General features: G+C 65.5%; 23 protein-coding genes. 17 read left to right on the plus strand and 6 right to left on the minus strand.

The annotated features are described in order from the left end of the window. The first annotated feature begins 132 nt into the window (after nt 1-132). From A6A04_RS09870 to A6A04_RS23415, 4 genes are all read left to right on the plus strand, one after another. Nucleotides 133-501 (plus strand): sodium:solute symporter family transporter, encoded by a 369-nt coding sequence (locus tag A6A04_RS09870; RefSeq protein WP_068492357.1) that lies wholly within the window; start codon nt 133-135, stop codon nt 499-501. Between the two features lie 274 nt (nt 502-775). Next, nucleotides 776-1,450, plus strand: a complete 675-nt coding sequence (locus tag A6A04_RS09875; protein WP_068492361.1) for a heavy metal response regulator transcription factor — start codon at nt 776-778, stop codon at nt 1,448-1,450. A 32-nt stretch (nt 1,451-1,482) separates the two neighbouring features. Next, nucleotides 1,483-2,841: a heavy metal sensor histidine kinase gene (locus A6A04_RS09880; RefSeq protein ID WP_068492365.1), complete on the plus strand. Its 1,359-nt coding sequence runs from the start codon at nt 1,483-1,485 to the stop codon at nt 2,839-2,841. Nucleotides 2,842-3,015: 174 nt separating this feature from the next. After that, complete coding sequence (locus A6A04_RS23415) at nt 3,016-4,719, plus strand: methyl-accepting chemotaxis protein (protein ID WP_281196746.1); 1,704 nt, start codon at nt 3,016-3,018, stop codon at nt 4,717-4,719. A 12-nt stretch (nt 4,720-4,731) separates the two neighbouring features. On the opposite strand, the gene A6A04_RS09890 is transcribed toward A6A04_RS23415, so the two are convergent. Continuing rightward, entirely contained in the window at nt 4,732-6,300 is a 1,569-nt protein-coding gene (locus A6A04_RS09890; protein WP_068492366.1) for a sensor histidine kinase, read from the minus strand. Between the two features lie 282 nt (nt 6,301-6,582). Between A6A04_RS09890 and recA the strand changes: the two genes are divergently transcribed. Together recA and A6A04_RS09900 are read left to right on the plus strand one after the other, a co-directional pair. Continuing rightward, the gene (recA, locus tag A6A04_RS09895) at nt 6,583-7,662 is read left to right on the plus strand and encodes a recombinase RecA (RefSeq protein ID WP_068492367.1); all 1,080 of its coding nucleotides are present in this window, start codon (nt 6,583-6,585) and stop codon (nt 7,660-7,662) included. 153 nt (nt 7,663-7,815) lie between these two features. Continuing rightward, nucleotides 7,816-9,276, plus strand: coding sequence for a M48 family metalloprotease (locus tag A6A04_RS09900; protein WP_068492368.1), 1,461 nt, complete (start codon nt 7,816-7,818; stop codon nt 9,274-9,276). A gap of 4 nt (nt 9,277-9,280) precedes the next feature. On the opposite strand, the gene A6A04_RS09905 is transcribed toward A6A04_RS09900, so the two are convergent. Both A6A04_RS09905 and A6A04_RS09910 read right to left on the minus strand, forming a co-directional pair. Next, the gene (locus A6A04_RS09905) at nt 9,281-9,766 is read right to left on the minus strand and encodes a DnaJ domain-containing protein (protein WP_068492373.1); all 486 of its coding nucleotides are present in this window, start codon (nt 9,764-9,766) and stop codon (nt 9,281-9,283) included. Nucleotides 9,767-9,786: 20 nt separating this feature from the next. After that, nucleotides 9,787-10,089 (minus strand): STAS domain-containing protein, encoded by a 303-nt coding sequence (locus A6A04_RS09910; RefSeq protein ID WP_068492375.1) that lies wholly within the window; start codon nt 10,087-10,089, stop codon nt 9,787-9,789. A gap of 160 nt (nt 10,090-10,249) precedes the next feature. Between A6A04_RS09910 and A6A04_RS09915 the strand changes: the two genes are divergently transcribed. Both A6A04_RS09915 and A6A04_RS09920 read left to right on the plus strand, forming a co-directional pair. Then, nucleotides 10,250-12,202, plus strand: a complete 1,953-nt coding sequence (locus tag A6A04_RS09915; RefSeq protein ID WP_068492377.1) for an acetoacetate--CoA ligase — start codon at nt 10,250-10,252, stop codon at nt 12,200-12,202. Between the two features lie 128 nt (nt 12,203-12,330). Further along, nucleotides 12,331-12,981 carry a hypothetical protein gene (locus tag A6A04_RS09920; protein ID WP_068492379.1) on the plus strand — a complete coding sequence of 217 codons (651 nt, stop codon included), beginning with the start codon at nt 12,331-12,333 and terminating at the stop codon, nt 12,979-12,981. Between the two features lie 3 nt (nt 12,982-12,984). Here A6A04_RS09920 and nth read toward each other — a convergent pair whose 3' ends face one another. Then, complete coding sequence (gene nth / locus A6A04_RS09925; protein WP_068492381.1) at nt 12,985-13,620, minus strand: endonuclease III; 636 nt, start codon at nt 13,618-13,620, stop codon at nt 12,985-12,987. Then, nucleotides 13,617-14,390 (minus strand): histidinol-phosphatase, encoded by a 774-nt coding sequence (hisN, locus tag A6A04_RS09930; RefSeq protein ID WP_068492383.1) that lies wholly within the window; start codon nt 14,388-14,390, stop codon nt 13,617-13,619. Before hisN ends, nth begins: the two co-directional genes overlap by 4 nt. A 268-nt stretch (nt 14,391-14,658) precedes the next feature. On the opposite strand from hisN, the gene sdhC reads away from it, so the two are divergent. The 4 genes from sdhC to A6A04_RS09950 are packed head-to-tail and all read left to right on the plus strand — an operon-like array spanning nt 14,659 to nt 18,021. After that, nucleotides 14,659-15,033, plus strand: coding sequence for a succinate dehydrogenase, cytochrome b556 subunit (gene sdhC / locus A6A04_RS09935; RefSeq protein ID WP_068492385.1), 375 nt, complete (start codon nt 14,659-14,661; stop codon nt 15,031-15,033). Between the two features lie 16 nt (nt 15,034-15,049). Further along, complete coding sequence (gene sdhD, locus A6A04_RS09940) at nt 15,050-15,430, plus strand: succinate dehydrogenase, hydrophobic membrane anchor protein (RefSeq protein WP_068492387.1); 381 nt, start codon at nt 15,050-15,052, stop codon at nt 15,428-15,430. A gap of 4 nt (nt 15,431-15,434) precedes the next feature. Then, nucleotides 15,435-17,216 (plus strand): succinate dehydrogenase flavoprotein subunit, encoded by a 1,782-nt coding sequence (gene sdhA, locus A6A04_RS09945; RefSeq protein WP_068492389.1) that lies wholly within the window; start codon nt 15,435-15,437, stop codon nt 17,214-17,216. A 22-nt stretch (nt 17,217-17,238) separates the two neighbouring features. Next, entirely contained in the window at nt 17,239-18,021 is a 783-nt protein-coding gene (locus A6A04_RS09950; protein WP_068492391.1) for a succinate dehydrogenase iron-sulfur subunit, read from the plus strand. A gap of 227 nt (nt 18,022-18,248) precedes the next feature. Here A6A04_RS09950 and A6A04_RS09955 read toward each other — a convergent pair whose 3' ends face one another. After that, a complete protein-coding gene (locus tag A6A04_RS09955; RefSeq protein ID WP_068492393.1) occupies nt 18,249-18,644 on the minus strand; it encodes a hypothetical protein in 396 nt (131 codons plus the stop codon). A gap of 186 nt (nt 18,645-18,830) precedes the next feature. Between A6A04_RS09955 and A6A04_RS09960 the strand changes: the two genes are divergently transcribed. From A6A04_RS09960 to sucD, 5 genes are all read left to right on the plus strand, one after another. Beyond that, nucleotides 18,831-19,763, plus strand: a complete 933-nt coding sequence (locus tag A6A04_RS09960; RefSeq protein WP_068492395.1) for a DHH family phosphoesterase — start codon at nt 18,831-18,833, stop codon at nt 19,761-19,763. 78 nt (nt 19,764-19,841) lie between these two features. Continuing rightward, the gene (zapE, locus tag A6A04_RS09965) at nt 19,842-21,002 is read left to right on the plus strand and encodes a cell division protein ZapE (protein ID WP_068492401.1); all 1,161 of its coding nucleotides are present in this window, start codon (nt 19,842-19,844) and stop codon (nt 21,000-21,002) included. Nucleotides 21,003-21,298: 296 nt separating this feature from the next. Further along, nucleotides 21,299-22,258, plus strand: coding sequence for a malate dehydrogenase (mdh, locus tag A6A04_RS09970; RefSeq protein WP_068492402.1), 960 nt, complete (start codon nt 21,299-21,301; stop codon nt 22,256-22,258). 27 nt (nt 22,259-22,285) lie between these two features. Beyond that, nucleotides 22,286-23,482: an ADP-forming succinate--CoA ligase subunit beta gene (gene sucC / locus A6A04_RS09975; RefSeq protein WP_068492404.1), complete on the plus strand. Its 1,197-nt coding sequence runs from the start codon at nt 22,286-22,288 to the stop codon at nt 23,480-23,482. Nucleotides 23,483-23,484: 2 nt separating this feature from the next. Continuing rightward, a complete protein-coding gene (gene sucD / locus A6A04_RS09980; RefSeq protein WP_068492407.1) occupies nt 23,485-24,366 on the plus strand; it encodes a succinate--CoA ligase subunit alpha in 882 nt (293 codons plus the stop codon). Nucleotides 24,367-24,445: the final 79 nt, after the last annotated feature.

Raw genomic sequence — 24,445 nt, forward strand, 5'->3', positions numbered from 1 at the left:
ACGACCTGTACGCCAGCGTGATCATGCATGGTCATGCCACCGAAGGTAAGGAAGTGACCGTCTCCAAGATCGCGTCCATCGGTCTCGGCGTCATCGCCGTGCTGCCTGGGCCTGATGTTCGAGAAGCAGAACGTGGCGTTCATCGTGGCGCTCACCTTCTCGGTCGCGGCCTCGGCCAACTTCCCAGTGCTGGTGCTGTCCATGTTCTGGAGCGGCCTGACCACCCGTGGCGCCGTCCTCGGCGGCATGATCGGCCTGCTGATGTCGGTGATCATGGTGGTGCTGTCCAAGGCGGTGTGGGTGCAGAGCTTCGGCTTCGGCTCGGAGATCTTCCCCTTCGCCTATCCGGCCCTGTTCTCGGTGCCCGCGGCCTTCATCTTCTCGTGGTTGTTCTCCATCACGGACAACAGCGAGTCGGCCAATGCGGAACGCGCCGCCTACGAAGCCCAGTCCATCCGGTCCGAGACCGGTCTGGGTGCCGAAGGCGCCGCCTCGCACTGAGCGGCACGATCGGTGTTATGTTCAAGGCAGGCCGTCGGGAAACCGGCGGCCTGTTTTCTTGCCGGGTGAACCCAGGAAAAAAATGGCGCCTGCCGCGAGGGCAAGCGCCATAAGACTTGTCGTGTGGGTCAAAGTGCGATGACCATCGGCCAACCGGTTCAGGGCGTGTCCCGCAGGGGTCGTCCGATGTCGCGATGAAGACCATACAAGGCCAAGATTGCGCCCAGATGACACCAGAATTAAAGCGGGTCAGGAATACATCGAAAGAGCCGACATGAAGGTCCTGCTGGTCGAGGATGAGACGAAATTTGCCGCCTTCACGGCCAAGGGGCTGCGCGAGCATGGCTTCGTGGTCGACATCGCCGCCAATGGGGATGACGGGCTCGGCATGGCATTGCTGGGGGAATACGACCTCCTGATCCTCGACGTCATGCTGCCGGGTCGCGATGGCTGGTCGATCCTCGCCGAGATCCGGCAAAGGGGGCTGGAGGTGCCGACCCTGTTCCTGACCGCCCGCGACGCCGTCAGCGACCGGGTGCGTGGCCTGGAACTGGGAGCCGACGACTATCTGCCCAAGCCCTTCGCCTTCGCCGAACTGCTGGCGCGCATCCGCACCATCCTGCGGCGCGGCCCGGTTCGCCAGCCCAGCGTCATCCGCATTGGCGACCTGGAACTGGAACCGGCGCGCATGAGCGCCTCGCGCGGGGGGGCACGTCTGGACCTCACCCCCAAGGAATTCGCCCTGCTGCATTTGCTGGCGCGGCGCCGGGGCGAGGTGCTGTCCCGCCACTTCATCGCCCAGCAGATCTGGGACATGAATTTCGACGGCGATTCCAATGTGGTCGACGTCCATATCCGCCGACTGCGCCTGAAGGTGGACGATCCCTTCGCCCAGCGCCTGATCCGCACCGTCCGGGGTGTGGGCTATGCCCTGGACGACTGGGCATGAGGCCGCTCCGCCGCCTGGTGAGAGGAATACGCTTGGCCTCGGACTCCATCGCGGGCCAGCTGACCTGGTGGTTCACCGCCACCTCGCTGGTCCTGCTGCTGGCCAAGACCCTGTTCACCTACTGGACCATGGCCCCGGTGATGTCGGCGCAGGAGGGGCAATATGTCCTGACCACGGCCCGCCAGATCGGCGGCCGGGTGGTGGCGAGCCTGCGCTCGGGCGAGATGCCGCGCATCGAGTCCCTGATGCCGCCCGCGGCATCGGGCTTCGTCCGGGTCATCGTCGGCGACACGGTGATCGCCGAGACGCCGGGACTCGAAGCGGAGATGCAGTTGTCAACCGACGGGCTCACCGATCAGGCCGTGCTGATCGGCGGGACCTCCGGGCGGCAATACTGGGTTGGCGGACATCAAAGCCTGATCGCGCCCCCGGTAGTGGTCCAGGTTGCCGTCGAGGCCACCGAATTCCGCCTGATGGCCCCCACCGGCGGCAGGCTGTGGCTGGCCAGCGGCATCGCCCTGATCCTCAGCGGCATCGCGGGCTATCACATCGCCCGACGCGCCATCCGGCCCTTGCAGAATCTGGCCGAGGCGGTCCAGGCCACTGGCGGATCGACCCTGGACCGACGCATCGATCCCGCCAGCCAGCCCCAGGAACTGCAGCCCCTGTGCGGCAGCTTCAACAGCATGCTCGACCGCCTGCGCCAATCCTTCGACATGGTCTCGCATGTCACCGACGACATCGCCCACGAGCTGAGAACCCCCCTCGCCATCATCCAAAGCCAGATCGACGTCGCCCTGACCGCCGAGCGGGGCCAGGCCGAATATCGCGAGGTTCTGGAATCGGTGCGCGAGGAGATCGTGACCTTGTCGGACATGGTGGCGCGCCTGCTGTTCCTGTCGCGGGTGGAAAACCAGTCGGTGGAGCTCAGGCGGGAGCGCCTCGACCTCACCGCCGAGTTGACCGCCGTGCAGGAATTCTACGAGCCCCTGGCCCTCGAGGCCGGCATCGAGCTGGACGTGTCATCGACACCCCGCACCATCCATGCCATCGGCGATCGTGTCATGCTGCGCCGCGCCATCACCAATCTGGTGGCCAATGCCATCCGCCACACCCCCAGCGGCGGACGGGTGACCCTTGGCGCCGGACGGGTGGAGGATGGCGCCGAAATCCGCGTGGAAGACACCGGCTGCGGCATCGCGCCCCAGGACATCCCCCGCCTGTTCGACCGCTTCTTCCGGCGCGAACGGGCACGCGAAGGCGGCGTGGGCCTCGGCCTCGCCATCGTCAAGGCCATCATTACCCGACATGGCGGACGCATCGAGGTGGAGAGCCAACCCGGCATCGGCACCCGGGTCACCCTGGTCCTGCCCGACGGCGGCAAGGCCTGAGCGAAGGACAGCCACCCTATCCGGAATGGGTGGGTGCGCGGCGACACATAAGCCCTATGCGCAGTTGTTCCATATCCTTATATTTTCTAAGGGTACTTCATGCTCGCCTGACTATGGCCGGACGCCACCACCGGCCTAGGAGCGGGCGTCCTCTACTGTCTGGAGTCATCCCGCGTGGATATCCTGGGGAATATGCGGCTGTCCGGCCGATTCATGGTGATCATGGGATTGGTGGTCTGCGGTCTGGCAGCCATCTTGGTGGTCACCATCGCCCGTTTCGAGCGCGCCGAGATGGAACGGCAACTGCACCAGTTGTCGGTCAACGAGATCACCTCGCTGCATGCCTTCATCGTCAATGTCATGGCCAAGCGTCCCGAGGATGGCGACAATATCGGCATCGCCGTCTTCAATAACTGGTTCGGCAGCCGCAATTCCCACTATCCCGGCAAGGTCTGGAGTGCCTGGGGAACGCAGGTGGCGGCGCATATGAAGGAGGTCGAGCCCAGCCGTCCGCCCAAGCCTCCCCTCGACGACATCGACCGCGAGGCCTTCGAAAGCCGGAAGCCGGTGGCAAGGCTGGCCAATGGGGCCTATCGCTATTCCCTGCCCATCGTCCTGGGCGTCACCGATGGCGCCCAGGCCGAAGTCTGCCACGCCTGCCACGGCGCCATGGGCCTGAAGGACGGCGACGTCATCGCCGTGCTGTCCTCCTCCCTGTCCACCGCTGAATCCGACGAGCGGCTGAACACCGTGCTGCTCTGGCTGATGGCGGGGGCGGTGGTTGGAACCATCCTGACCGTACTGGCCCTGCGCCTGGTGCTGAGCCGGATCATCACCCGCCCCATCGGCGACATGACCCGGCTGATGACGGCGCTGGCCGATGGCGATACCGCCGCCGAGGTCCCCGACCAGCAGCGCAAGGACGAGATCGGCGACATCGCCCGCGCCGTGCGCGTCTTCCGCGACGGGCTGATCCGCGCCGACGAGTTGGGGCGCCAGCAGGAGAACCACCAGCGCCAGCGCGACCGCCGCGCCCAAGTGATCGACGGCATCCTGGCCCAGTTCAACGTCGAGGTCGCCGAGATGCTGGAGACCATGGCCGCCTCGGCCACCGAACTGGAAGCCACCTCCCAGGCCATGTCGGAAACGGCCAAGAGGACAACCGACCGGGTCGGGGTGGTATCGGCCTCGGTGGGCGAAATGGCGGCCAATCTGCGCACCGTCGCCACCGCCACCGATCATCTGGCGGGATCGGTGGAATCCATCAATACCCGGGCCACGGATTCGGTCCGCATCGCCGAAAGCGCCCGCGACAAGGCCCAAAGCACCAACAAGATGGTGCTGGGCCTGTCCCAGGCGGTGATCAAGATCGGCGAGGTGGTGACCCTGATCAACGATATCGCGTCCCAGACCAACCTGCTGGCGCTCAACGCCACCATCGAGGCGGCACGGGCGGGCGAGGCCGGCAAGGGCTTCGCCGTGGTGGCGGGCGAGGTCAAGACCCTGGCCAACCAGACGGCACGGGCCACCGACGAGATTTCCGCCCAGATCAGCGCGGTCCAGAGCGGCACCAGCGAAGCGGTGGCGGCCATCGCCGATATCTCGGCCATCATCGACCGCATGACCGAATTGTCGGCGGCCATCGCCGCTTCGGTCGCGGAACAGGACTCCGCCACCACCGATATTGCCGGCAATGTGCAGCAGGTGGCCCAGGCCACCGACCATATCAGCGCCAATGTGGGCGAGGTGGACCAGGCGGCCAGCGAGACCGGCGAAGCCGCCGCCGATGTCCTGCGCACCGCCCATGCGGTGGCGGAGCGGGCGGCCACCCTGCAGGTCCAGGTGGACACCTTCCTGACCCATATCCGCGCCGCCTGACGGAGGCCTTGGTCAGGGCGCCGCCACGGTGAAATGGAAGCGCGAGCCCTGGCCGGGCTCGGACTCCACCCAGATGCGCCCGCCCAGCAGTTCCACCAGACGACGGCAGATGGCCAGGCCGACGCCGCTGCCGGGATAGGCCGATGCCGGATGCAGGCGTTTGAACAGGCCGAATATCTGGTCGTTGTATTCCGACTCGATGCCGATGCCGTTGTCGGAAACGGTGAACCGCCAGCCGCCCTCCGGCTCCGGTTCCGCCTCTATCCGGATGCGGGGAGCCACCTGCGGGCGGCGAAATTTCATGGCATTGCCGATCAGGCAGGTGAAGATCTCCACCATCATGGCGCGGGTCGCCCGCACCCGGGGCAAGGCCACCACGGTGACTTCGGCGCCGGTTTCCTCGATCTGGCGCCGCAGCAGCGCCAGGGCACCGTCCACCGTGTCCATGGTCTCGACGTCATCCAGGCGCTCGATCCGCTCCATGGCGCCGGAGAAGCCAACCAGATCGCGAACCAACTGCCGCGCCCGTTCCGCCTTGTCGACGATGATGCCCAGGGTCCCCTTGGCCGTCTCGGGCATGGCCTGGCCCCACTGGCGCTCCAGCACCTGGCAATGGATCAGCATGCCGCGCAGGGGCTCCTGGAGGTCATGGGCGGCGATCTTGGTGAATTCGCGCAGACCGGCATGGGCCGCCGACAGCTCGTCCAGTGTCCGCTGCAACAGCCGCGATTGCTCCTCCAGGCTCCAGCGGGTCTGGCTCAGTTCCTCCAGGGCCTGGTTCTTGTCGGCGATCACCCCTTCCAGATGACCGATATATTCGTTCTCCAACCCTTTCACGATCTCGTGCTGGCTGAGAATGCCCACCGGCCGATTGCCCTCGTCCACCACCACCACCCGGCGGATGCGGCGTTCCGCCAGCAGGGCGGAGGCGTCCAGCAGGCTGGAGTCACGCGACACCGTCACGATGGGGGCGGTCATCAACTCGCCCACCGTCACCGACTGGGGGTCGACGCCCTGGCGCAGCAGACGGACGACGTCGCGCTCGGTCAGGATGCCGCAAGCGCCCTCGGTGTCGGCGATGACCACGCAGGACACATCCGAGCGCGACAGCATTTCCAACGCCCGGCTGAAGGCCGCCGCGCGCTGCAGCGAGGATACCGGCGCCATCACCGAAGCCACGTCCTTCAGCCGGATATAATAATCCGTGCCCAGGGTTCGGACGTAATCGCTTTCAGTCACGATGCCGATCACCTGGCCCTGGCCGTCGGTCACCGGCAGATGGCGGATACGCCGCTCCGTCATCAGCCGATAGGCCTCCAGATGGTCGGTGCTGGCCGGAACCGTCAGCGGTGCCTCGGTCATGATGTCGGCCACCACGTTGCGGTCGTGGCTGGTCACGCCGCTATAACTGCGCACAAGGTCCTTTTCGGTGACGATGCCGCAGGTTGCCCCCTGGCGTGTCACCAGCAGGCAACTGATGCGCCGCTCGCTCATGAGGCGCAAGGCATCCTCGATGCGCTGGTCGGCCTCGATGGAGAGAACCGGGCCGCGCAAGATGTCGGCCAGGGTATTGGTGCTCATGCCGCGTTCTCCCGGGCCCGCCCCCCCGGCAGCCCCGAATGGGATTCCTGCGTCGACCGGTCGAACCACCCGCTCGCGCCAGCAGCCCGGACACTAGCGCGTTCCCGCCGCCTGGAGAAGGGCCAAAGGTCGCTTTCCCTCGAAACGCGCCCCCTGACCTGGCACGTCGCGCATACGAAATAGGAACAAACGCGAACATTCCGCTTGCGTTCCGGAACAAAGCCTGTACTCTATTGCTCATTGCATGACCGCCCGGTTCGGGATAGATGAAGGGGAACTGCCATGTCGCAGGCTGCGTTGCGTCTCGTGGACAAGGACACCATGGATAGACAGAAGGCACTGGAAGCCGCCGTCAGCCAGATCGAGCGGGCATTCGGCAAGGGCTCCATCATGAAGCTGGGGCAAAAGGATTCGGTGGTCGAGACCGAGGTGGTCTCCACCGGTTCCCTCGGCCTCGACGTCGCGCTCGGCATCGGCGGCGTGCCGCGCGGCCGCATCATCGAGGTCTATGGCCCGGAAAGCTCGGGCAAGACCACCCTGGCGCTGCACATCATCGCCGAGGCCCAGAAGAAGGGCGGCACCTGCGCCTTTGTCGACGCCGAACACGCCCTGGACCCCAGCTATGCCCGCAAGCTGGGCGTCAATCTCGACGAATTGCTGATCAGCCAGCCCGATGCGGGTGAACAGGCGCTGGAAATCGCCGACACCCTGGTCCGCTCCGGCGCCATCGACGTGCTGGTGGTGGACTCGGTGGCCGCCCTGGTGCCCCGCGCCGAACTGGAAGGCGAGATGGGTGACAACCATATGGGCCTGCATGCCCGCCTGATGAGCCAGGCGCTGCGCAAGCTGACCGGTTCGGTGTCCAAGTCCAAGACCATCGTCATCTTCATCAACCAGATCCGCATGAAGATCGGCGTGATGTTCGGCAATCCCGAAACCACCACCGGCGGCAATGCGCTGAAGTTCTATGCCTCGGTCCGCATGGAAATCCGCCGCGTCGGCGCCATCAAGGACCGCGACGAGGTGGTGGGCAACCAGACCCGGGTCAAGGTGGTCAAGAACAAGCTGGCGCCGCCGTTCAAGGTGGTCGACTTCGACATCATGTATGGCGAGGGCATCTCCAAGATGGGCGAACTGATCGATCTGGGGGTCAAGGCCAATGTGGTGGAAAAGTCGGGAGCCTGGTTCTCCTACAATTCCACCCGCATCGGCCAGGGCCGCGAGAACGCCAAGACCTTCCTGCGGGAGAATCCGGCCATGGCCGCCGAGATCGAGGGCGCCATCCGCCAGAATGCCGGACTGATTTCCGAGGCCCTGGCCGGTGGTCCCGGCGACCTGGACGGCACCCCCACCGAGGACTGAGGCCGGTCTTCCCCGCCAGTGATCAGCCCCCCTTGGCCCGGCCAAGGGGGGCTTGTCGTTCGGGCGGCGGCAATTGCCTCACCGAATGATTTTGACCCGGGCGACGGAGTGCCTATCATCACTGACAGCCGTGACCCTTGCCCGAGGCTTCCCATGCGCCGCCCATCCGTCGCCATCGCCGCCGCCCTGTCCCTGTCGTTGCTGACCTCGTGCCAGGTGGCACCGGGCACCGGCCAAAGCAATTTCAACATCGTCTCGGCCGAGGAAGAGGCCAAGATGGGCGCCGAGGCCCATCCCGACATCATGAGCCAGTTCGGCGGCGCCTATGACGACCCAAAGCTTCAGGCCTATGTGGCGGGGATCGGCAAGCGTCTGGCCAAGAATACCGAGACACCGACCGCCCCCTTCCGCTTCACCATCCTCAACAGCACCGTCGTCAACGCCATGGCGCTGCCCGGTGGCTATATCTACGTCACCCGCGGCCTGATGAGCCTGGCTGGTGACGAGGCCGAACTGGCGGGCGTCATGGGCCACGAGATCGGCCACGTCACCGGCCGCCACACCGCCCAGCGCCACAGCCAGGCCATGGCCGCCAATGTCGCCACCGGCGTGTTGGGAGCGGTGCTCGGCGCGGTCACCGGCGTCGGCGGCCTGGGCGATATCGCGGGACTGGCGGCCGGGGCTTATGTCCAGGGCTATTCCCGAGACCAGGAAAGCGAGGCCGATTCCCTGGGGGTGCGCTATATGGCCACCAGCGGCTGGGATCCCGACTCCATGGCCACCTTCCTGGCCAAGCTGCGCGAGCAGTCGCGGCTGGAGGCACTGCTGGCGGGCCAGTCGCCGGACAAGATCGACGAGCATTCCATGTTCGCCAGCCATCCCCGCCTGATCGACCGCGTCAAGGAGGCGGCGGCCTTGGCGGACAAGGGAGGAAGCCGTCAGGGAGCGGTTGGCCGCGAGGCCTATCTCGCCAATATCGACGGCATGCTGGTGGGCGACGACCCGTCCGAGGGCGTGGTGCGCGGCAGGGTGTTCTCCCATTCCGGTCTCGGCATCCGCTACGAGGTCCCCCAGGGCTTTCGCCTAAGCAACGGCACCAAGGCGGTGACCGCCGCCCATTCCGATGGTTCGGTCATCCGCTTCGACATGGGACCCGAGGCCCATGGCGACATGACCAACTATCTGCAAAGCCAGTGGGCCAAGGGCACCCGCCTGGCCAATATCGAGGCCATCACCATCAACGGCATGCCCGCCGCCACCGGCCTGGCCCGGCTCAACACCAACCGGGGCGCCATGGACGCCCGCCTGCTGGCGGTCAAGGACGGCAAGGCGGTCTATCGCCTCATGTTCCTGACCAAGCCCCAGGCGACCGCGGATCATACCGAGGACTTCCGCCGCACCACCTACAGCCTGCGTCACCTGACCGAGGCCGAGCGCGGCCAGATCAAGCCGCTGCGGCTCAGGATCATCACCGTCAAGTCGGGCGATACCGTCGAGTCCCTGGCCGAGAAGATGCCCTATGACGACCACAAGCTGGAACGCTTCCGGGTGCTCAACGGCCTGAGCGACACCGCCAGCCTCAAGCCCGGCCAGAAGCTGAAGATGGTGATCTGAAGAACTATCCCAGCAGCAGGTCGCGGGCCTGGTTGAGGCGTGCCGCGATCCAGGTGGAGCCCCCTGCATCGGGGTGGTTGGCCCGCATCAGGCGGCGGTGGGCCTCGCGGATTTCGTCCGGGCTTGCCCCGGGCTTCAGCCCCAGAACCTCATAGGCCTGGGCCTGGGTCATGACGGAGTCCGTCACCCCCGGCGATGGGCCGCCCGGGGCCTGGGCCCCGTTCCGTCCCTGGCGCAGATGCTGCACCCCCCGCCACAGGGAATGCAGCCGCATGGCGCGCGCCACCCAGGGCGACAGACCGGCCGCCACCGCGAACAGCCCGGCCATCTTGCCGGTGGCCACCAGCGCCACCCCCACCGCCACCAGCAGACCGAGACCGCCCAGGATCAGCGCCTTCTTGGCCTTGGCGGGCGGCGCCTTGGACAGCCAGCGCAACGCCAGCCAAAGGGCGAGCAACCCGCCGATGGCGATGGCGAGGCGCAGGACCATGCGGGCGGCCTCCGTCGTCTCTATTCGATGTCGAAGCTCTGGGAACTGTCGGTCAGTTGGAACAGGCGCTGGACATTGCCCACCGCGCCCTTCAGCACCATGCGGGCGCCATTGTCGATAATGCTGTCCTTGACCAGATGCAGCATCCCCAAACCGACCGAATCAACCCGGGGAACCTTGGCCAGATCCACCACGACCCTGGCCGCCTTGATGACCTTCAAATCGGTGATCAGGCTTTCCATCTGATTGCTGGTGGTATAGTCCAGCACGCCGTCGAGCGACACGGTCAGGATGTCGTTGGTGTGGGCAATGGAGATGTTCATCCTGTCCTCCCGGTCCGCGTTGCGGTTATTGCTTGGTCTTGATCCGAAGCCGATTGTGCGCTGCACTCGCCGCCGGGGCAAGCCCGACCTGAGGCACGGTGACAGGATCGCCAATCCGCGCTAAAATAAACGAACGACTGATCGTAAACTGGAGTCTCGCATGTCCGTCCTGCTGTGGCAGCCCTCCGATGCCCGCGTCTCCGCCGCCAATATTTCCAGCTTCATCAAGACAGCCAACCAACGATTTGGGGCGGAAACCGACGATTATCAATCCCTGTGGCAATGGTCGGTGGCCTCGCCCGCCTCGTTCTGGCGGCTGGTTTGGGACGAGGTCGGCATCATCGGCGACGGCCCCGGCGAGGTGGTGGTGGACGATGTCCGCAAGATGCCCGGAGCCAAATGGTTCCCCCAGGCCCGGCTGAACTTCGCCGAGAACCTGCTGCGCCGCCAGGACGGGGCTGACGCCCTGGTGTTCTGGGGCGAGGACAAGGTCAAGCGCCGCCTGTCCTTCGCCGAGCTGAACGCCCTGGTCTCGCAGATTCAGCAGGCGCTGAAGGCGGCCGGAGTGGGCGTCGGCGACCGGGTGGCGGGCTATATGCCCAATATGCCGGAATCGGTGGCCTTCATGCTGGCGGCCGCCTCGCTGGGCGCCATCTGGTCGTCGGCCTCGCCCGATTTCGGCGTCCAGGGCGTGCTGGACCGCTTCGGCCAGATCGCGCCCAAGGTGCTGGTCTCGGCCGATGGCTATTTCTATTCGGGCAAGGCCCATGACTCGCTGGACAAGCTGGCCGCCATCGTTCCCGCCATCGCCTCGCTGCAAGCGGTGGTGGTGGTGCCCTATACCCGGGAGCGGGCCGATCTCGCCGCCATATCCAAGGCGATCCATCTCGCCGATTTCGTCGCCCCCTTCGCCGCCAAGGCGGTGGAGTTCACCCGACTGCCCTTCGATCATCCCCTCTACATCATGTATTCGTCGGGCACCACCGGCGCCCCGAAATGCATCGTCCATTCGGCGGGCGGCAGCTTGATCCAGCAGTTGAAGGAGCACCGGCTGCATTGCGACGTCAAGCCGGGCGACCGGCTGTTCTACTTCACCACCTGCGGCTGGATGATGTGGAACTGGCTGGTGGCGGGCCTGGCGGCCGAGGCGACGCTGCTGCTCTATGACGGCAATCCCAGCGCGCGGGACGGCAACATCTTGTTCGATTTCGCCGACGCCGAGGGCATGACCTTGTTCGGCACCTCGGCCAAATGGATCGACGCCATCGCCAAGATGGGGCTGGAGCCCGCCAGGACCCATTCCCTGGCCAGCGTGCGCACCATCTGTTCCACCGGATCGGTGCTGGCCCCCGAAGGCTTCGACTACATCTACGCCAAGGTGAAGAAGGACGTGCAACTGGCCTCCATCTCGGGCGGCACCGACATCATTTCCTGCTTCATGCTGGGCAATCCCATCGGCGCGGTCTATCGCGGCGAGATCCAGGCCCGCGGCCTGGGCATGAGGGTGCAGGTGTTCGACGAGACCGGCAGCCCGGTGGACGGCGCCAAGGGCGAACTGGTCTGCACCCAGGCCTTCCCCTCCATGCCCGTCGGCTTCTGGAACGACCCCGATGGCGCCAGGTACAAGGCCGCCTATTTCGAGAAATACCCCGGTATCTGGACCCATGGCGACTGGGTGGAGCTGACCGCCACCGGCGGCATCGTGGTCTATGGCCGCTCCGACGCCACCTTGAACCCCGGCGGCGTCCGCATCGGCACCGCCGAAATCTACCGGCAGGTGGAGCAGATCGACGAGGTGCTGGAAAGCCTGGTGATCGGCCAGGACTGGGACGCCGATGTTCGGGTGGTGCTGTTCGTCCGCCTGCGCCCCGGCGTGGAGCTGACGCCCGAGCTGGAAGCCCGCATCAAGCAGCGCATCAGGGACAACACCACGCCCCGCCACGTGCCGTCCAGGATCGTGCAGGTGGACGACATTCCCCGCACCAAGTCGGGCAAGATCGTGGAACTGGCGGTGCGCGACCTGGTCCATGGCCGCCCGGTCAAGAATGTGGAGGCCCTGGCCAATCCGGAGGCGCTGGACCTGTTCCGCGACCGCCCCGAACTGGAGACATGACCCGAGGGGCGCGGTGCATATTTGCCACAGTGTGGCAACAATTCATGCTGCGCCGCACCCACCCCCTTCCCGTGGCACGGGCGGGCTCCTATATTGGAGATGAGATTTAGATTTGGACTGAAACCGCGATGGCTTGCCGCCGCCTCCTTCTTGCCCTGACCCTGGCCCTGCCGCTGATGGCGGCGGGACAGGCCTTGGCGGCCGAGGCGGGAAACCGCCTGGTGGCGGGCGGCGCTTCCGGTCTTTCCGGGGGCTCGGCCTTGCGGGCGCAGTCCATCGGCGAAACGCGCCTGCCCCTGCTCACCAGCGGCGCCTTCAGCGTCGGCGGCATTGCCGAACCCTCCCGTTCGGCATCCGCCCTGTCGCTGCCCTGGTCCGGCCAGGGCAATCTGGCGGTGGGCGGCTATATCGCCTATGGCATGGGGGACGGCCGCTTGACCTCGTCGCTGACCAGCGACGGCGGCGCCATGCGCGCCAATATTTCCGCCGCCTATGCCGGGGGTCTGCTGGGCAACGCCAGTACCGCCGCCCTCAGCCTGGGCTCGGTCTGGGCCAAGCCCCAGGGCTTCAGCCCCAATCCGCTGCAGGCTGGTCCTGGCCTGACCGACCCGGCGGCGTCACAATCCGGCACCGACCTCAACCTGTCGCTCAGCCTGACCCATCAAATGACGCCATCCTTCAGCTTCGGCGGCATCGCTCAGGCCAACAAGCTGGGCGGCGAGGACAAGACCACCGGTTCCGGCTTCATGCTGGGCGCGGGCATGGGCCTGAAGTTCTGAGGCTCAAGCCTCTTCCTTACCCTTGAAACCGCAGAGATCGCGCACGATGCAGGCCGGGCAGTCGGGCTTGCGCGCCTTGCAGACATAGCGGCCGTGCAGGATCAGCCAGTGATGGGCGTGATCGAGCCAGCGCTTGGGCGTGCGCTTCAACAGCCCCATCTCCACCTCCAGCACCGTCTTGCCCGGCGCCAGCCCGGTGCGGTTGGCCACCCGGAAACAATGGGTGTCCACCGCGATGGTGGGCTCGCCGAAGGCGACGTTCAGCACCACATTGGCGGTCTTGCGCCCGACGCCGGGCAGGGCTTCCAGCGCCTCGCGGTCGCGCGGCACCTCCCCGCCATGCTTGTCCAGCAGGATGGCGGACAAGGCGATGACGTTCCTGGCCTTGGTCTTGTAGAGGCCGATGGTGCGGATGGCCTCGGCCAGCCGCTCCTCGCCCAGCGCCAGCATGGCGGCCGGGTTGTCCACCGTGGCGAACAGCGGCCCCGTCGCCTTGTTCACCCCCACATCGGTGGCCTGGGCCGAAAGGACCACCGCCACCAGCAGGGTATAGGGATTGGAATAGGCCAGCTCGCTCTTGGGCTCGGGATCGCGCGCCGCCAGCCGGGCATAGAACTGGTCGATGGCCTGGGCTTTCACGCCAGCAGCCCCAGCGCCTGGGCGTGCAGGCGGGCATCGCCAGCGGCGCAGACCTTGCCCTCGGAGGCGATGGTCAGGGGCTGACCCGCCCAGTCGGTCATGACGCCGCCCGCGCCGGTGATCACCGGCACCAGGGCGCCGAAATCATAGGGCTTCAACCCCGCTTCCACCACCACATCGGCGAAGCCGGTGGCCAGCAGGGCATAGGCGTAGCAATCGGCTCCGAAGCGGGTGCGCTTGACCGCCGCCGCCACCTTGTTCCAGCCGGGACGGGTGTCGGGGCCGAACAGGTCCGGCGAGGTGGTGAAGGCATAGGCCGATCCCAGGTCGGGACAGGCGCGGACATTCACTGGCCGACCGTTCAAGGTGGTGGGGCGGCCCGCCACGCCCAGCCAGCGCTCGTTCAGGATGGCCTGGTCGATGATCCCCAGCACCGGGCGACCGTGATGGAACAGCGAGATCAGGGTGCCGAATACCGGCACGCCGGTGATGAAGGACATGGTGCCGTCGATGGGGTCCAACACCCAGACCCATTCCGCGTCGCAATTGATGCGGCCGTGCTCCTCGCCCAGGATGCCGTGGCCGGACACCGTTGCGGCCAGGATCGCCCGCATGGCCGATTCCACCTCGCGGTCGGCGATGGTGACCGGCGAATCGTCGGCCTTGTCGTCGATGGCGACGGGGGTGCGGAAATAGCGGGTGATCACGGGCCGGGCGGCATCGGCCAGTCGCTCGGCCAGGGTGACGAACTCGGCGGGACAGTCGCTCATGACAGGAGTCTCTCGCTTGCGGGACGGGCGAGTTTGGCGCGAAAGCGCGTGTCTGACCAGCCCCCTTTGCCACCGCCAAGGGGACGCGATTGGAACCGTTTCAAACCCGCTCCACCCGCCGCCAACCCCTTCGGGTGGGATGTCCCGCCGTAAAGTGTGGTTTCACATCGTTGACTCCGACGCCGCGAGGGTCTAAACACTTGCCGCATCGCCGCAAAGGACCTTTCAATCCAGGTCCTCGTCGTCCGACTTTCAGGGGCACCTCGCCATGACAACGCGCACCAGGCCGCTTTCCCCGCATGTTCAGATCTACAAGATGCCGTTCACGGCGATCTTGTCCATCTCCCACCGCATTACCGGCGTGGCGCTGGCGGTCGGCACCATCGTGCTGGGCTACTGGCTGGCCTCGGCCGCCTATGGCCCGGTGGCCTATGGCCACGCCCAGGCGGTGCTCGGCTCGTTCCTGGGCAAGCTGGTGCTGTTCGGCTGGACGGCGGCGCTGTTCTATCACCTGTGCAACGGCATCCGTCACCTGTTCTGGGACGTGGGGCGCGGCTTCGAGCCCGCCGCCGCCGACAAGTCGGGTCGCATCGTCGTCGGGGCGGCCGCCGTCCTGACCGTGCTGACCTGGATCATCGCTTAACTCGGGGGGCGTACAGATGAGCCTTAAATCCGCTCTCGGCCGCGCCCGCGGCCTGGGTTCCGCCAAGGAAGGCGCCGGCCATTTCTGGGGCCAGCGCGTTTCCGCCATTTTCCTGATCCCCCTGTCGCTGTGGTTCGTCACCGCCGTGATCGGACTGTCGCGGGTGGATTACGCCGGGGTGAAGGCGTGGTTCGCCAGCCCGGGCAATTCCGCCCTAATGCTGCTGACCGTGCTGAGCGTGCTCTACCACGCCCATCTCGGCCTGCAGACGGTGATCGAGGACTATGTCCATTGCGAAGCGAAGAAGTTGGTTTCGCTGATCGCGATGAAGTTCGCCGTCGCCTTCCTCGCCGTCTTCATGACGGTGTCGATCCTGAAAGTCGCTGTCGGAGTCTGACGCCATGGCCGCCTACAAGATCATTGACCATACCTACGACGTCGTGGTCGTCGGCGCCGGCGGCGCCGGACTGCGCGCCACCATGGGCATGGGACAGGCCGGGTTCAAGACCGCCTGCATCACCAAGGTGTTTCCCACCCGCTCGCACACCGTGGCCGCCCAGGGCGGCATCGGCGCCAGCCTCGGCAACATGGCCGAGGATACCTGGCAGTGGCACATGTACGACACCGTGAAGGGGTCGGACTGGCTGGGCGACCAAGACGCCATCGAATACATGTGCCGCGAGGCGGTGCCCGCCGTGCACGAGCTGGAGCATTTCGGCGTGCCGTTCTCGCGCACCCCGGAAGGCAAGATCTACCAGCGCCCGTTCGGCGGCCACATGTCCAATTTCGGCGAGAAGCCGGTGCAGCGCGCCTGCGCCGCCGCCGACCGGACCGGCCATGCCATCCTGCACACGCTGTATTCCCAGTGCCTGAAGCACCAGTGCGAATTCTTCATCGAATATTTCGCCCTGGACCTGATCATGGAGAACGGCGCCTGCCGCGGCGTCATGGCCTGGAACCTGGATGACGGCACCCTGCACCGCTTCCGCGCCCATAAGGTGGTGCTGGCCTCGGGCGGCTATGGCCGCGCCTATTTCAGCTGCACCTCGGCCCATACCTGCACCGGCGACGGCCACGGCATGGTGGCCCGCGCGGGCCTGCCGCTCCAGGACATGGAGTTCGTGCAGTTCCATCCCACCGGCATCTACGGCTCCGGCTGCCTGATCACCGAGGGTGCCCGTGGCGAAGGCGGCATCCTGAAGAATTCCGCCGGCGAGCGCTTCATGGAGCGTTACGCCCCCACCGCCAAGGACCTGGCGTCGCGCGACGTGGTGTCGCGCGCCATGACCGTGGAAATCCGCGAGGGCCGCGGCGTGGGCAAGGACAACGACCACATCTTCCTTCATCTGGATCACCTGGATCCGGCCGATCTGGAACTGCGCCTGCCTGGCATCTCCGAGACCTCGAAGATCTTCGCCGGTGTCGATGTGACCCGTCAGCCCATCCCGGTGCTGCCGACCGTCCACTACAACATGGGCGGCATCCCCACCAACCTGTATGGTGAAGTGCTGCGCCCCACCGCCGACAATCCCGACGCCACCGTCGAGGGCCTGATGGCCATCGGCGAGGCGGCCTGCGTGTCGGTGCACGGCGCCAACCGCCTGGGCACCAACTCGCTGCTGGACATCGTGGTGTTCGGCCGCGCCGCCGCGCTCCGCGCCGCCGCCACTCTGAAGCCCGGCACCTCGCACAAGCCGCTGCCCAAGGATGGCAGCGATCTGGCGGTGTCGCGCTTCGACCGTCTGCGCAACGCCAATGGCTCCATGCATACCAGCGAAATCCGTCTGGCCATGCAGAAGACCATGCAGATGGACGCCGCCGTGTTCCGGACCTCCAAGTCGCTGGCCGAAGGCTGCGAGAAGATGGGTCAGGTGGCCTCCACCCTGCCGCAGATCAAGATCAACGACCGTTCCACCGTGTGGAACTCGGATCTGGTCGAGGCTTTCGAGCTGGAAAACCTGATGGATTGCGCGCTCGCCACCATCGTCTCGGCGGAAGCCCGTCACGAGAGCCGTGGTGCCCACGCTCACGAGGATTTCCCCGATCGCGACGACGTCACCTGGCAGAAGCACTCGTTGGCCTGGGTCGAGAACGGCAAGGTGAAGCTGGACTACCGTCCGGTTCACACCTACACGCTGACCGACGAGGTCGAGTACATCAAGCCGCAAAAGCGCGTCTACTAAGGCTCGGGCACGGAGAACGGATATGGTCGATTTCGCCCTTCCCCCCAATTCCCGGGTCCAGCCCGGCAAGGTCCACAAGGCCCCCGCCGGGGCCAAGAATGTGAAGGTCTTCAAGATCTATCGCTACGATCCGGATTCGGGGGCCAATCCCCGCCTGGACTCGTTCGAGATCGATCTGGACGCCTGCGGCCCGATGGTTCTGGACGCCCTGCTGAAGATCAAGAACGAGATCGACTCGACCTTGACCTTCCGCCGGTCCTGCCGTGAAGGCATCTGCGGCTCCTGCGCCATGAACATCGACGGCGCCAATACCCTGGCCTGCCTGAAGCCCATCGAGGACATCAAGGGCGACGCGGCGATCTATCCGCTGCCGCACATGCCGGTGGTCAAGGATCTGATCCCCGACCTGACCCTGCCCTATGCCCAGCTGGCCTCCATCAAGCCGTGGATGCAGACCCAGACCGCCCCGCCGCCGGATGGCGAACGGCTGCAGAGCCCGGAAGAGCGCGAGAAGCTGGACGGGCTGTGGGAATGCATCTTGTGCTTCTGCTGCCAGACCAGCTGCCCCAGCTACTGGTGGAACGGCGACCGCTATCTCGGTCCGTCGGTGCTGCTGCAGGCGGCCCGCTGGATCCTGGACTCCCGCGACGAGATGACCGGCGAGCGTCTGGATGCCCTTGAAGACCCCTTCAAGCTCTATCGCTGCCACACCATCATGAACTGCACCAAGACCTGCCCCAAGGGCCTGAATCCGGCCAAGGCCATCGGTGCCATCAAGGAAAAGATGATCGAGCGTCGGCTTTAATATCAGATCCCGGTGATCGCAGCCGATCACCGGGATCGCCCTTAAGCGGCGGGCTGGCGCGAGCGCCCTTGCCTCCCGCGCCACGGGGCGCGCGGCCCTTTGGGCCTAACAAAATCCCGATGAGCCCCGTTCATCGGGATTTTGCATGGGTCCGGCCATCGGTCTGAATGGATCAGCGGGGCGGCGCCTTATCGGGGCCGCCCCGTTTCCTATTCGGCCCTCACTTGCTATTCGGCCGGGGCCTTGCCCTGTTCCTGGGCCCAGGCATTGACCTGGGAACCGCTGAAGGGATTGACGTAGCGGCCATCGGCCATGCGCATCTCGGGATCATAGCAGGCATAGGTGGCCTGATGCGGCTTGGTCACCCGGCATTGCCATTTCTGTTCCAGCACCAGCATGGATTTGAGGCCATAGACCTCGCAGGCCTCGCCGGCCAGTTCGTCACGCTTGGCCAGCGGCGTCTTGTCGTCATAACAGACGAGCACCTGGCCGTTATAGCCGGGCAGCTTCTGTTTCTTCACCGACATCACCGTGTAGTTGCGATCGACGAAGGCACCGCCATCGGCACAGCCCGCCAGGACCAGAACAATCAGCGCGAAAGCGACAGGGCGAAGCGGATGCATGCGTGAAGGACCTTCAAAGCGGCCGGTTGATTTCCCATGTGTACCCCAAGGTCATAGTTTTGGGAACCATGCGATGGGACGCGAATAAACCCAAGACAATCAGGTCTGGCGTTGTCTCGACGCGCGCGGGGGGCTATCCTTCCGTCCAGTACTCAGGTCCCCGGGGCGGGAAGGAGGAGATATTCAATGGCTGACGGTAAGAAATTTCGCCTGGTGACACGCAGCGACTTCGATGGGCTGGTCTGCGCCGTGCTGCTGAAGCAGTTGGACCTGATCGATGACATCAAGTTCGTGCATCCCAAGGACATGCAGGACGGCGTGATCGAGATCGGGCCGAACGACATCACCACCAATCTGCCCTATGTGGACGGCGTTCATATCGCCTTCGACCACCACCTGTCCGAAACCATCCGGGTGGGGCGCAAGGAGAACCACATCATCGAGTCCGAGGCCCCGTCGGCGGCCCGCGTCGTCTATAATTACTACGGCGGTGCCGCCAAGTTCCCGGCATCGTGGACCGGCATGATGGAAGCGGTGGACCAGGGCGATTCCGCCCAGTACTCGCTGGACGAGATTCTCGACCCCACCGGCTGGACCCTGCTGAACTACATCATGGATGCCCGCACCGGCCTTGGCCGCTTCCGCGAATTCCGCATCTCCAATTATCAGTTGATGATGAACCTCATCGACTACTGCCGCGACCACACCATCGAGCAGATCCTGGAACTGCCCGATGTCCGCGAGCGCACCGACCTCTATTTCGAGCATGCGGTGAAGTTCAAGGACCAGATCAAGCGCTGCTCCACCGTGCACAAGAACCTGATCGTGCTGGACCTGCGCAAGGAAGAGACCATCTTCGCGGGCAACCGCTTCATGATCTACGCGCTGTATCCCGACACCAACATCTCGATCCATGTGCTGTGGGGCGTCAAGCAGCAGAACACGGTGTTCGCCATCGGCAAGTCCATCGTCAATCGCAGCTCCAAGACCAATGTGGGTGAGCTGTGCCTGAAATACGGTGGCGGCGGCCATATGAATGCCGGCACCTGTCAGGTGGACAACGCGGTTTGCGACAAGGTCATGGCCGAACTGGTGGCCAAGATCAACGCCGACGGCTGATCCGTCCAGGGGCGCGAACGGGCCAGCCCTGTTCGCGCCCTTTTCCGTTTCCATCCCGTGGAAAGAGTGCCTGCCGTCATGGGCGAAGGTCCCCTGTTCGCCTACCGTGCCAAGCTCCAGTCCGGCGAAGTCAAACCGGACGTGGCCCAGGAGCTGGCGGTGGAGAAGCTGCAAAGCCTGCATCACGCCCTGGCCCGTTACCGCCCGTCCCTGGGCGAGGCCGGGTGGCTGGCCCGATTCGGCCTGAAAAAGGCCCAGCCGGGCTCCACCTGGACCTGGCGGGGCGGTGACGGCGAGCAGGCGGCGCCCAAGCACGGGCTGTACATCTTCGGCGAGGTCGGGCGCGGCAAGTCCATGCTGATGGACATGTTCTTCCACTCCGCCACCATCCCCGGCAAGAAGCGCATCCACTTCCACGAATTCATGCGCGACTTCCACGCCGACATCCACAAGCTGCGCAACGCGCCGTCACGGGCCGAGGCCGACCCCATCCCCAAGCTGGCGCGCGCCATCGCCTCCGAGGCCTGGCTTTTGTGCCTGGACGAGTTGCAGATCACCGATATCGCCGATGCCATGATCGTCGGCCGCCTGTTCAAATGCCTGCTGGATGATGGCGTGGTGGTGGTGATCACCTCAAACCGCCCGCCCAAGGACCTCTACAAGGACGGGCTGCAGCGCGACCGCTTCCTGCCCTTCATCAAGCTGATCGAGGACTCCCTCGACGTGCTGGAGCTGAACTCGGAGCGCGACTACCGGCTGGGCCGCAAGCGGGGGCTGCAGGTCTACCACGCGCCGCTGACCGAGGAGGCCGAGACCGCCCTGGAACTGGCCTTCGCCCGCCTGACCGAGGGCACCCAGGCGGTGCCCCACATCATCGAGGTGCACGGCCGCCAGTTCCGGGTCCCGCTGGCCGCCACCGGTGTGGCGCGGTTCTCATTCCAGCAGTTGTGCGGCGCCATGCTGGGTCCCAGCGACTATCTCGCCCTGGCCGAGCGCTATCACACCCTGGTGCTGTCCGACATCCCGCTGCTGTCGCCCGCCAACATGAACGAGGCACGGCGCTTCGTCACCCTGGTGGACGCGCTTTACGAGCACAAGGTCACCCTGGTCTGCTCCGCCGCCGCCCCGCCCGAAACCCTCTACCCCGAGGGTGTCGGCGCCTTCGAGTTCCAGCGCACCGTCTCCCGCCTGATGGAAATGCAGGCCGAGGATTACGTCATGCGGGAGCATGTGCGATGAGGCCCGACGCGACCGGCGACGCCAACCCGACCACCCCCAACGGGTAGGGCACATCCCCCTCCGGGTAGGTAATCTTATAAAGACTCCAAAGCGTTAGTCCGCTGGTCCGACCGCTGCCGCCGCAGAGTTCTGAAATTCCAGGGTTTGCGGGCGGAGCGGCTTTGCGCGCCATGCATGCCAATCCGCTTGCCCTTGGGCGCGAATCGGGTTACCTAAGCCCCCCAGGCCTTTTTCGCGCGCATCGCGCGACCCACCCGTTTGTCCAGAATCATCTCCACGTTCGAGGGAACCCATCCATGGCACGCAAGAAGATCGCTCTCGTAGGGTCCGGCAATATTGGCGGCACTCTCGCCCACCTGATCGGCCTCAAGGAACTGGGTGATGTCGTCATGTTCGACATCGCCGAGGGTATCCCCCAGGGCAAGGGTCTCGACATCCTCGAGTCCACTCCGGTCGAGGGCGTGGACGCCCGCTATTCCGGCGCCAACGACTATTCGGCCATCAAGGGTGCCGACGTGGTCATCGTCACCGCCGGCGTGCCGCGCAAGCCGGGCATGAGCCGCGACGACCTGGTCGGCATCAACCTCAAGGTCATGGCCGCCGTCGGCCAGGGCATCAAGGAAAACTGCCCCGGCGCCTTCGTGATCTGCATCACCAACCCGCTGGACGTGATGGTCTGGGCGCTGCAGCACTATTCGGGCGTGCCCGCCAACATGATCGTCGGCATGGCCGGCGTGCTGGATTCCGCCCGCTTCCGCACCTTCCTCTGTGAAGAGTTCAACGTGTCGGTCGAGGACGTCACCGCCTTCGTGCTGGGCGGCCATGGCGACACCATGGTGCCGCTGGTGCGCTACTCCACCGTGGCCGGCATCCCGCTGCCCGACCTGGTCAAGATGGGCTGGACCACCCAGGAGAAGCTGGACAAGATCGTGCAGCGCACCCGTGACGGCGGCGCCGAGATCGTTAACCTGCTGAAGACCGGCTCGGCCTACTATGCCCCGGCCGCCTCGGGCGTCCAGATGGCCGAAGCCTTCCTGAAGGACAAGAAGCGCGTCCTGCCCGTCGCCACCCTGGTCAAGGGCGGCACCTACGGCCAGCCCGACGACGTGTTCGTCGGCGTGCCGGTGGTGATCGGCGAAGGCGGTGTCGAGCGCATTGTCGAGATCGAGCTGAATGCCGCCGAGCAGGCCGAATTCAACAAGTCCGCCGATGCCGTCCGTGGCCTGGTGAAGGTCGCCAAGGGCCTGATGGGCTAGTTCACAGCGAAAGGGGAATCAAGTCCCATGAACATTCATGAATACCAGGCCAAGCAGCTGCTGGCCAAGTACGGCGTGGCGGTGCTGAAGGGCGGCGTCGCCTACACCCCCGCCGAGGCCATTCAGGTGGCCAAGGACCTGGGCGGCCCGGTGTGGGTCGTCAAGTCGCAGATCCATGCCGGTGGCCGTGGCGCCGGTCGCTTCGCCAATGACCCCAACGGCAAGGGCGGCGTCCGCGTCGTCAAGTCGGTGGAAGAAGTGGGCGCCAATGCCGACGCCATGCTGGGCAAGGTCCTGGTGACCAAGCAGACCGGCCCGGCGGGCAAGGAAGTGAAGCGCCTGTACATCGAGCAGGGCTGCGACATCCGTCGCGAACTGTATCTGTCGCTGCTGATCGACCGCGCCACCTCCAAGGTCACCATCATCGCCTCCACCGAGGGCGGCATGGAGATCGAGGAAGTGGCCCACAGCCACCCGGAAAAGATCCTGAAGGTCGCCATCGATCCGGTGGAAGGCTTCCAGCAGTACCACGGCCGCCAGATCGCCTTCGGCCTGGGCCTGGAAGGCAAGCAGGTCAACACCGCCGTGAAGTTCCTGGCCGGCCTCTACAAGGCCTTCATGGACCTGGACGGTTCCATCATCGAGATCAACCCGCTGGTGGTCACCGGCGACGATCAGCTGATCGCGCTGGACGCCAAGGTGAACTTCGACGACAACGCGCTGTTCCGTCACAAGGACATCGAAGAGCTGCGTGACGAGTCGGAAGAAGACCCTGCCGAGCTCGAAGCCGCCCGCCACAGCCTGAACTACATCAAGCTGGACGGCCAGATCGGCTGCATGGTCAACGGTGCCGGTCTCGCCATGGCCACCATGGACATCATCAAGCTGTACGGCGCCGAGCCCGCCAACTTCCTGGATGTCGGCGGCGGCGCCACCAAGGAGCGCGTCACCACCGCGTTCAAGCTGATCCTGTCCGACCCCAATGTCGAAGGCATCCTGGTCAACATCTTCGGTGGCATCATGCGTTGCGACGTCATCGCCGAAGGCGTTGTCGCCGCTGCCCGCGAAGTGTCCTTGAACGTTCCGCTGGTGGTTCGCCTCGAAGGCACCAATGTGGAACTGGGCAAGAAGATCATGGCTCAATCTGGCCTGCCGATCATCGCGGCCGACAACCTTGCCGACGCCGCCGAGAAGGTGGTCAAGGCCGTGAAGGAGGCTGCATAAAAATGGCCGTTCTCGTTAATTCCAATACGAAGGTGATCTGCCAGGGCTTCACCGGCGCCCAGGGCACCTTCCACTCCGAGCAGGCGATCGCCTACGGCACCAAGATGGTCGGCGGCGTCACCCCCGGTAAGGGCGGCACCACCCACCTCGACCTGCCGGTGTTCAACACCGTCGCCGAGGCCAAGGCCAAGACCGGCTGCAACGCCTCGGTGATCTATGTGCCGCCGCCCTTCGCCGCCGACGCCATCCTGGAAGCCATCGACGCCGAGATCGAGCTGGCCGTCTGCATCACCGAAGGTATTCCGGTGGCCGACATGCTGGCGGTCAAGCGCGCCCTGATCGGTTCCAAGACCCGCCTGATCGGGCCGAACTGCCCGGGCGTCATCACCCCCGGTGAGTGCAAGATCGGCATCATGCCCGGTCACATCCACCAGCGCGGCAAGATCGGCATCGTGTCGCGGTCCGGCACCCTGACCTATGAGGCGGTCGCCCAGACCACCGCTACCGGTCTCGGCCAGACCACCTGCATCGGCATCGGCGGTGACCCCATCAACGGCACCAACTTCGTCGACAGCCTGGAGCTCTTCCTGGCCGACCCCGAGACCCAGGCGATCATCATGATCGGCGAAATCGGCGGCGACGCCGAGGTCCAGGGCGCCGAGCTGCTGAAGCGCTCCAAGGTGAAGAAGCCGACCGTCGGCTTCATCGCCGGTCGCACCGCTCCTCCCGGTCGCCGCATGGGCCATGCCGGCGCGGTGATTTCCGGTGGTAACGATACCGCCGACTTCAAGGTGGAAGCCCTGAAGTCCGCCGGCATCGCCGTGGCCGATTCGCCCGCCTCGCTGGGCTCGACCATGGTGAAGCTGCTGAAGGGCGAGATCTAAAAATAAGAAAAGTCGGTCCGACGCACCGCCGGGGGCGTCGGACCGATCCCCATCAGGGGGGGAATTGCGAAAGATGTTT

This window comes from Paramagnetospirillum marisnigri (assembly GCF_001650715.1).
Taxonomy (GTDB): domain Bacteria; phylum Pseudomonadota; class Alphaproteobacteria; order Rhodospirillales; family Magnetospirillaceae; genus Phaeospirillum; species Phaeospirillum marisnigri.

Coding starts and splice junctions, on each gene's coding strand:
- A6A04_RS09900 (WP_068492368.1), top strand. CDS start 7,816: ATGCGCCGCCCATCCGTCGCCATCGCCGCCGCCCTGTCCCTGTCGTTG.
- A6A04_RS09905 (WP_068492373.1), bottom strand. CDS start 9,766: ATGGTCCTGCGCCTCGCCATCGCCATCGGCGGGTTGCTCGCCCTTTGG.
- recA (WP_068492367.1), top strand. CDS start 6,583: ATGTCGCAGGCTGCGTTGCGTCTCGTGGACAAGGACACCATGGATAGA.
- A6A04_RS09920 (WP_068492379.1), top strand. CDS start 12,331: ATGGCTTGCCGCCGCCTCCTTCTTGCCCTGACCCTGGCCCTGCCGCTG.
- mdh (WP_068492402.1), top strand. CDS start 21,299: ATGGCACGCAAGAAGATCGCTCTCGTAGGGTCCGGCAATATTGGCGGC.
- sdhC (WP_068492385.1), top strand. CDS start 14,659: ATGACAACGCGCACCAGGCCGCTTTCCCCGCATGTTCAGATCTACAAG.
- sdhD (WP_068492387.1), top strand. CDS start 15,050: ATGAGCCTTAAATCCGCTCTCGGCCGCGCCCGCGGCCTGGGTTCCGCC.
- A6A04_RS09915 (WP_068492377.1), top strand. CDS start 10,250: ATGTCCGTCCTGCTGTGGCAGCCCTCCGATGCCCGCGTCTCCGCCGCC.
- A6A04_RS09890 (WP_068492366.1), bottom strand. CDS start 6,300: ATGAGCACCAATACCCTGGCCGACATCTTGCGCGGCCCGGTTCTCTCC.
- hisN (WP_068492383.1), bottom strand. CDS start 14,390: ATGAGCGACTGTCCCGCCGAGTTCGTCACCCTGGCCGAGCGACTGGCC.
- sdhA (WP_068492389.1), top strand. CDS start 15,435: ATGGCCGCCTACAAGATCATTGACCATACCTACGACGTCGTGGTCGTC.
- sucD (WP_068492407.1), top strand. CDS start 23,485: ATGGCCGTTCTCGTTAATTCCAATACGAAGGTGATCTGCCAGGGCTTC.
- zapE (WP_068492401.1), top strand. CDS start 19,842: ATGGGCGAAGGTCCCCTGTTCGCCTACCGTGCCAAGCTCCAGTCCGGC.
- A6A04_RS09950 (WP_068492391.1), top strand. CDS start 17,239: ATGGTCGATTTCGCCCTTCCCCCCAATTCCCGGGTCCAGCCCGGCAAG.
- A6A04_RS09910 (WP_068492375.1), bottom strand. CDS start 10,089: ATGAACATCTCCATTGCCCACACCAACGACATCCTGACCGTGTCGCTC.
- A6A04_RS09960 (WP_068492395.1), top strand. CDS start 18,831: ATGGCTGACGGTAAGAAATTTCGCCTGGTGACACGCAGCGACTTCGAT.
- sucC (WP_068492404.1), top strand. CDS start 22,286: ATGAACATTCATGAATACCAGGCCAAGCAGCTGCTGGCCAAGTACGGC.
- A6A04_RS09955 (WP_068492393.1), bottom strand. CDS start 18,644: ATGCATCCGCTTCGCCCTGTCGCTTTCGCGCTGATTGTTCTGGTCCTG.
- A6A04_RS09875 (WP_068492361.1), top strand. CDS start 776: ATGAAGGTCCTGCTGGTCGAGGATGAGACGAAATTTGCCGCCTTCACG.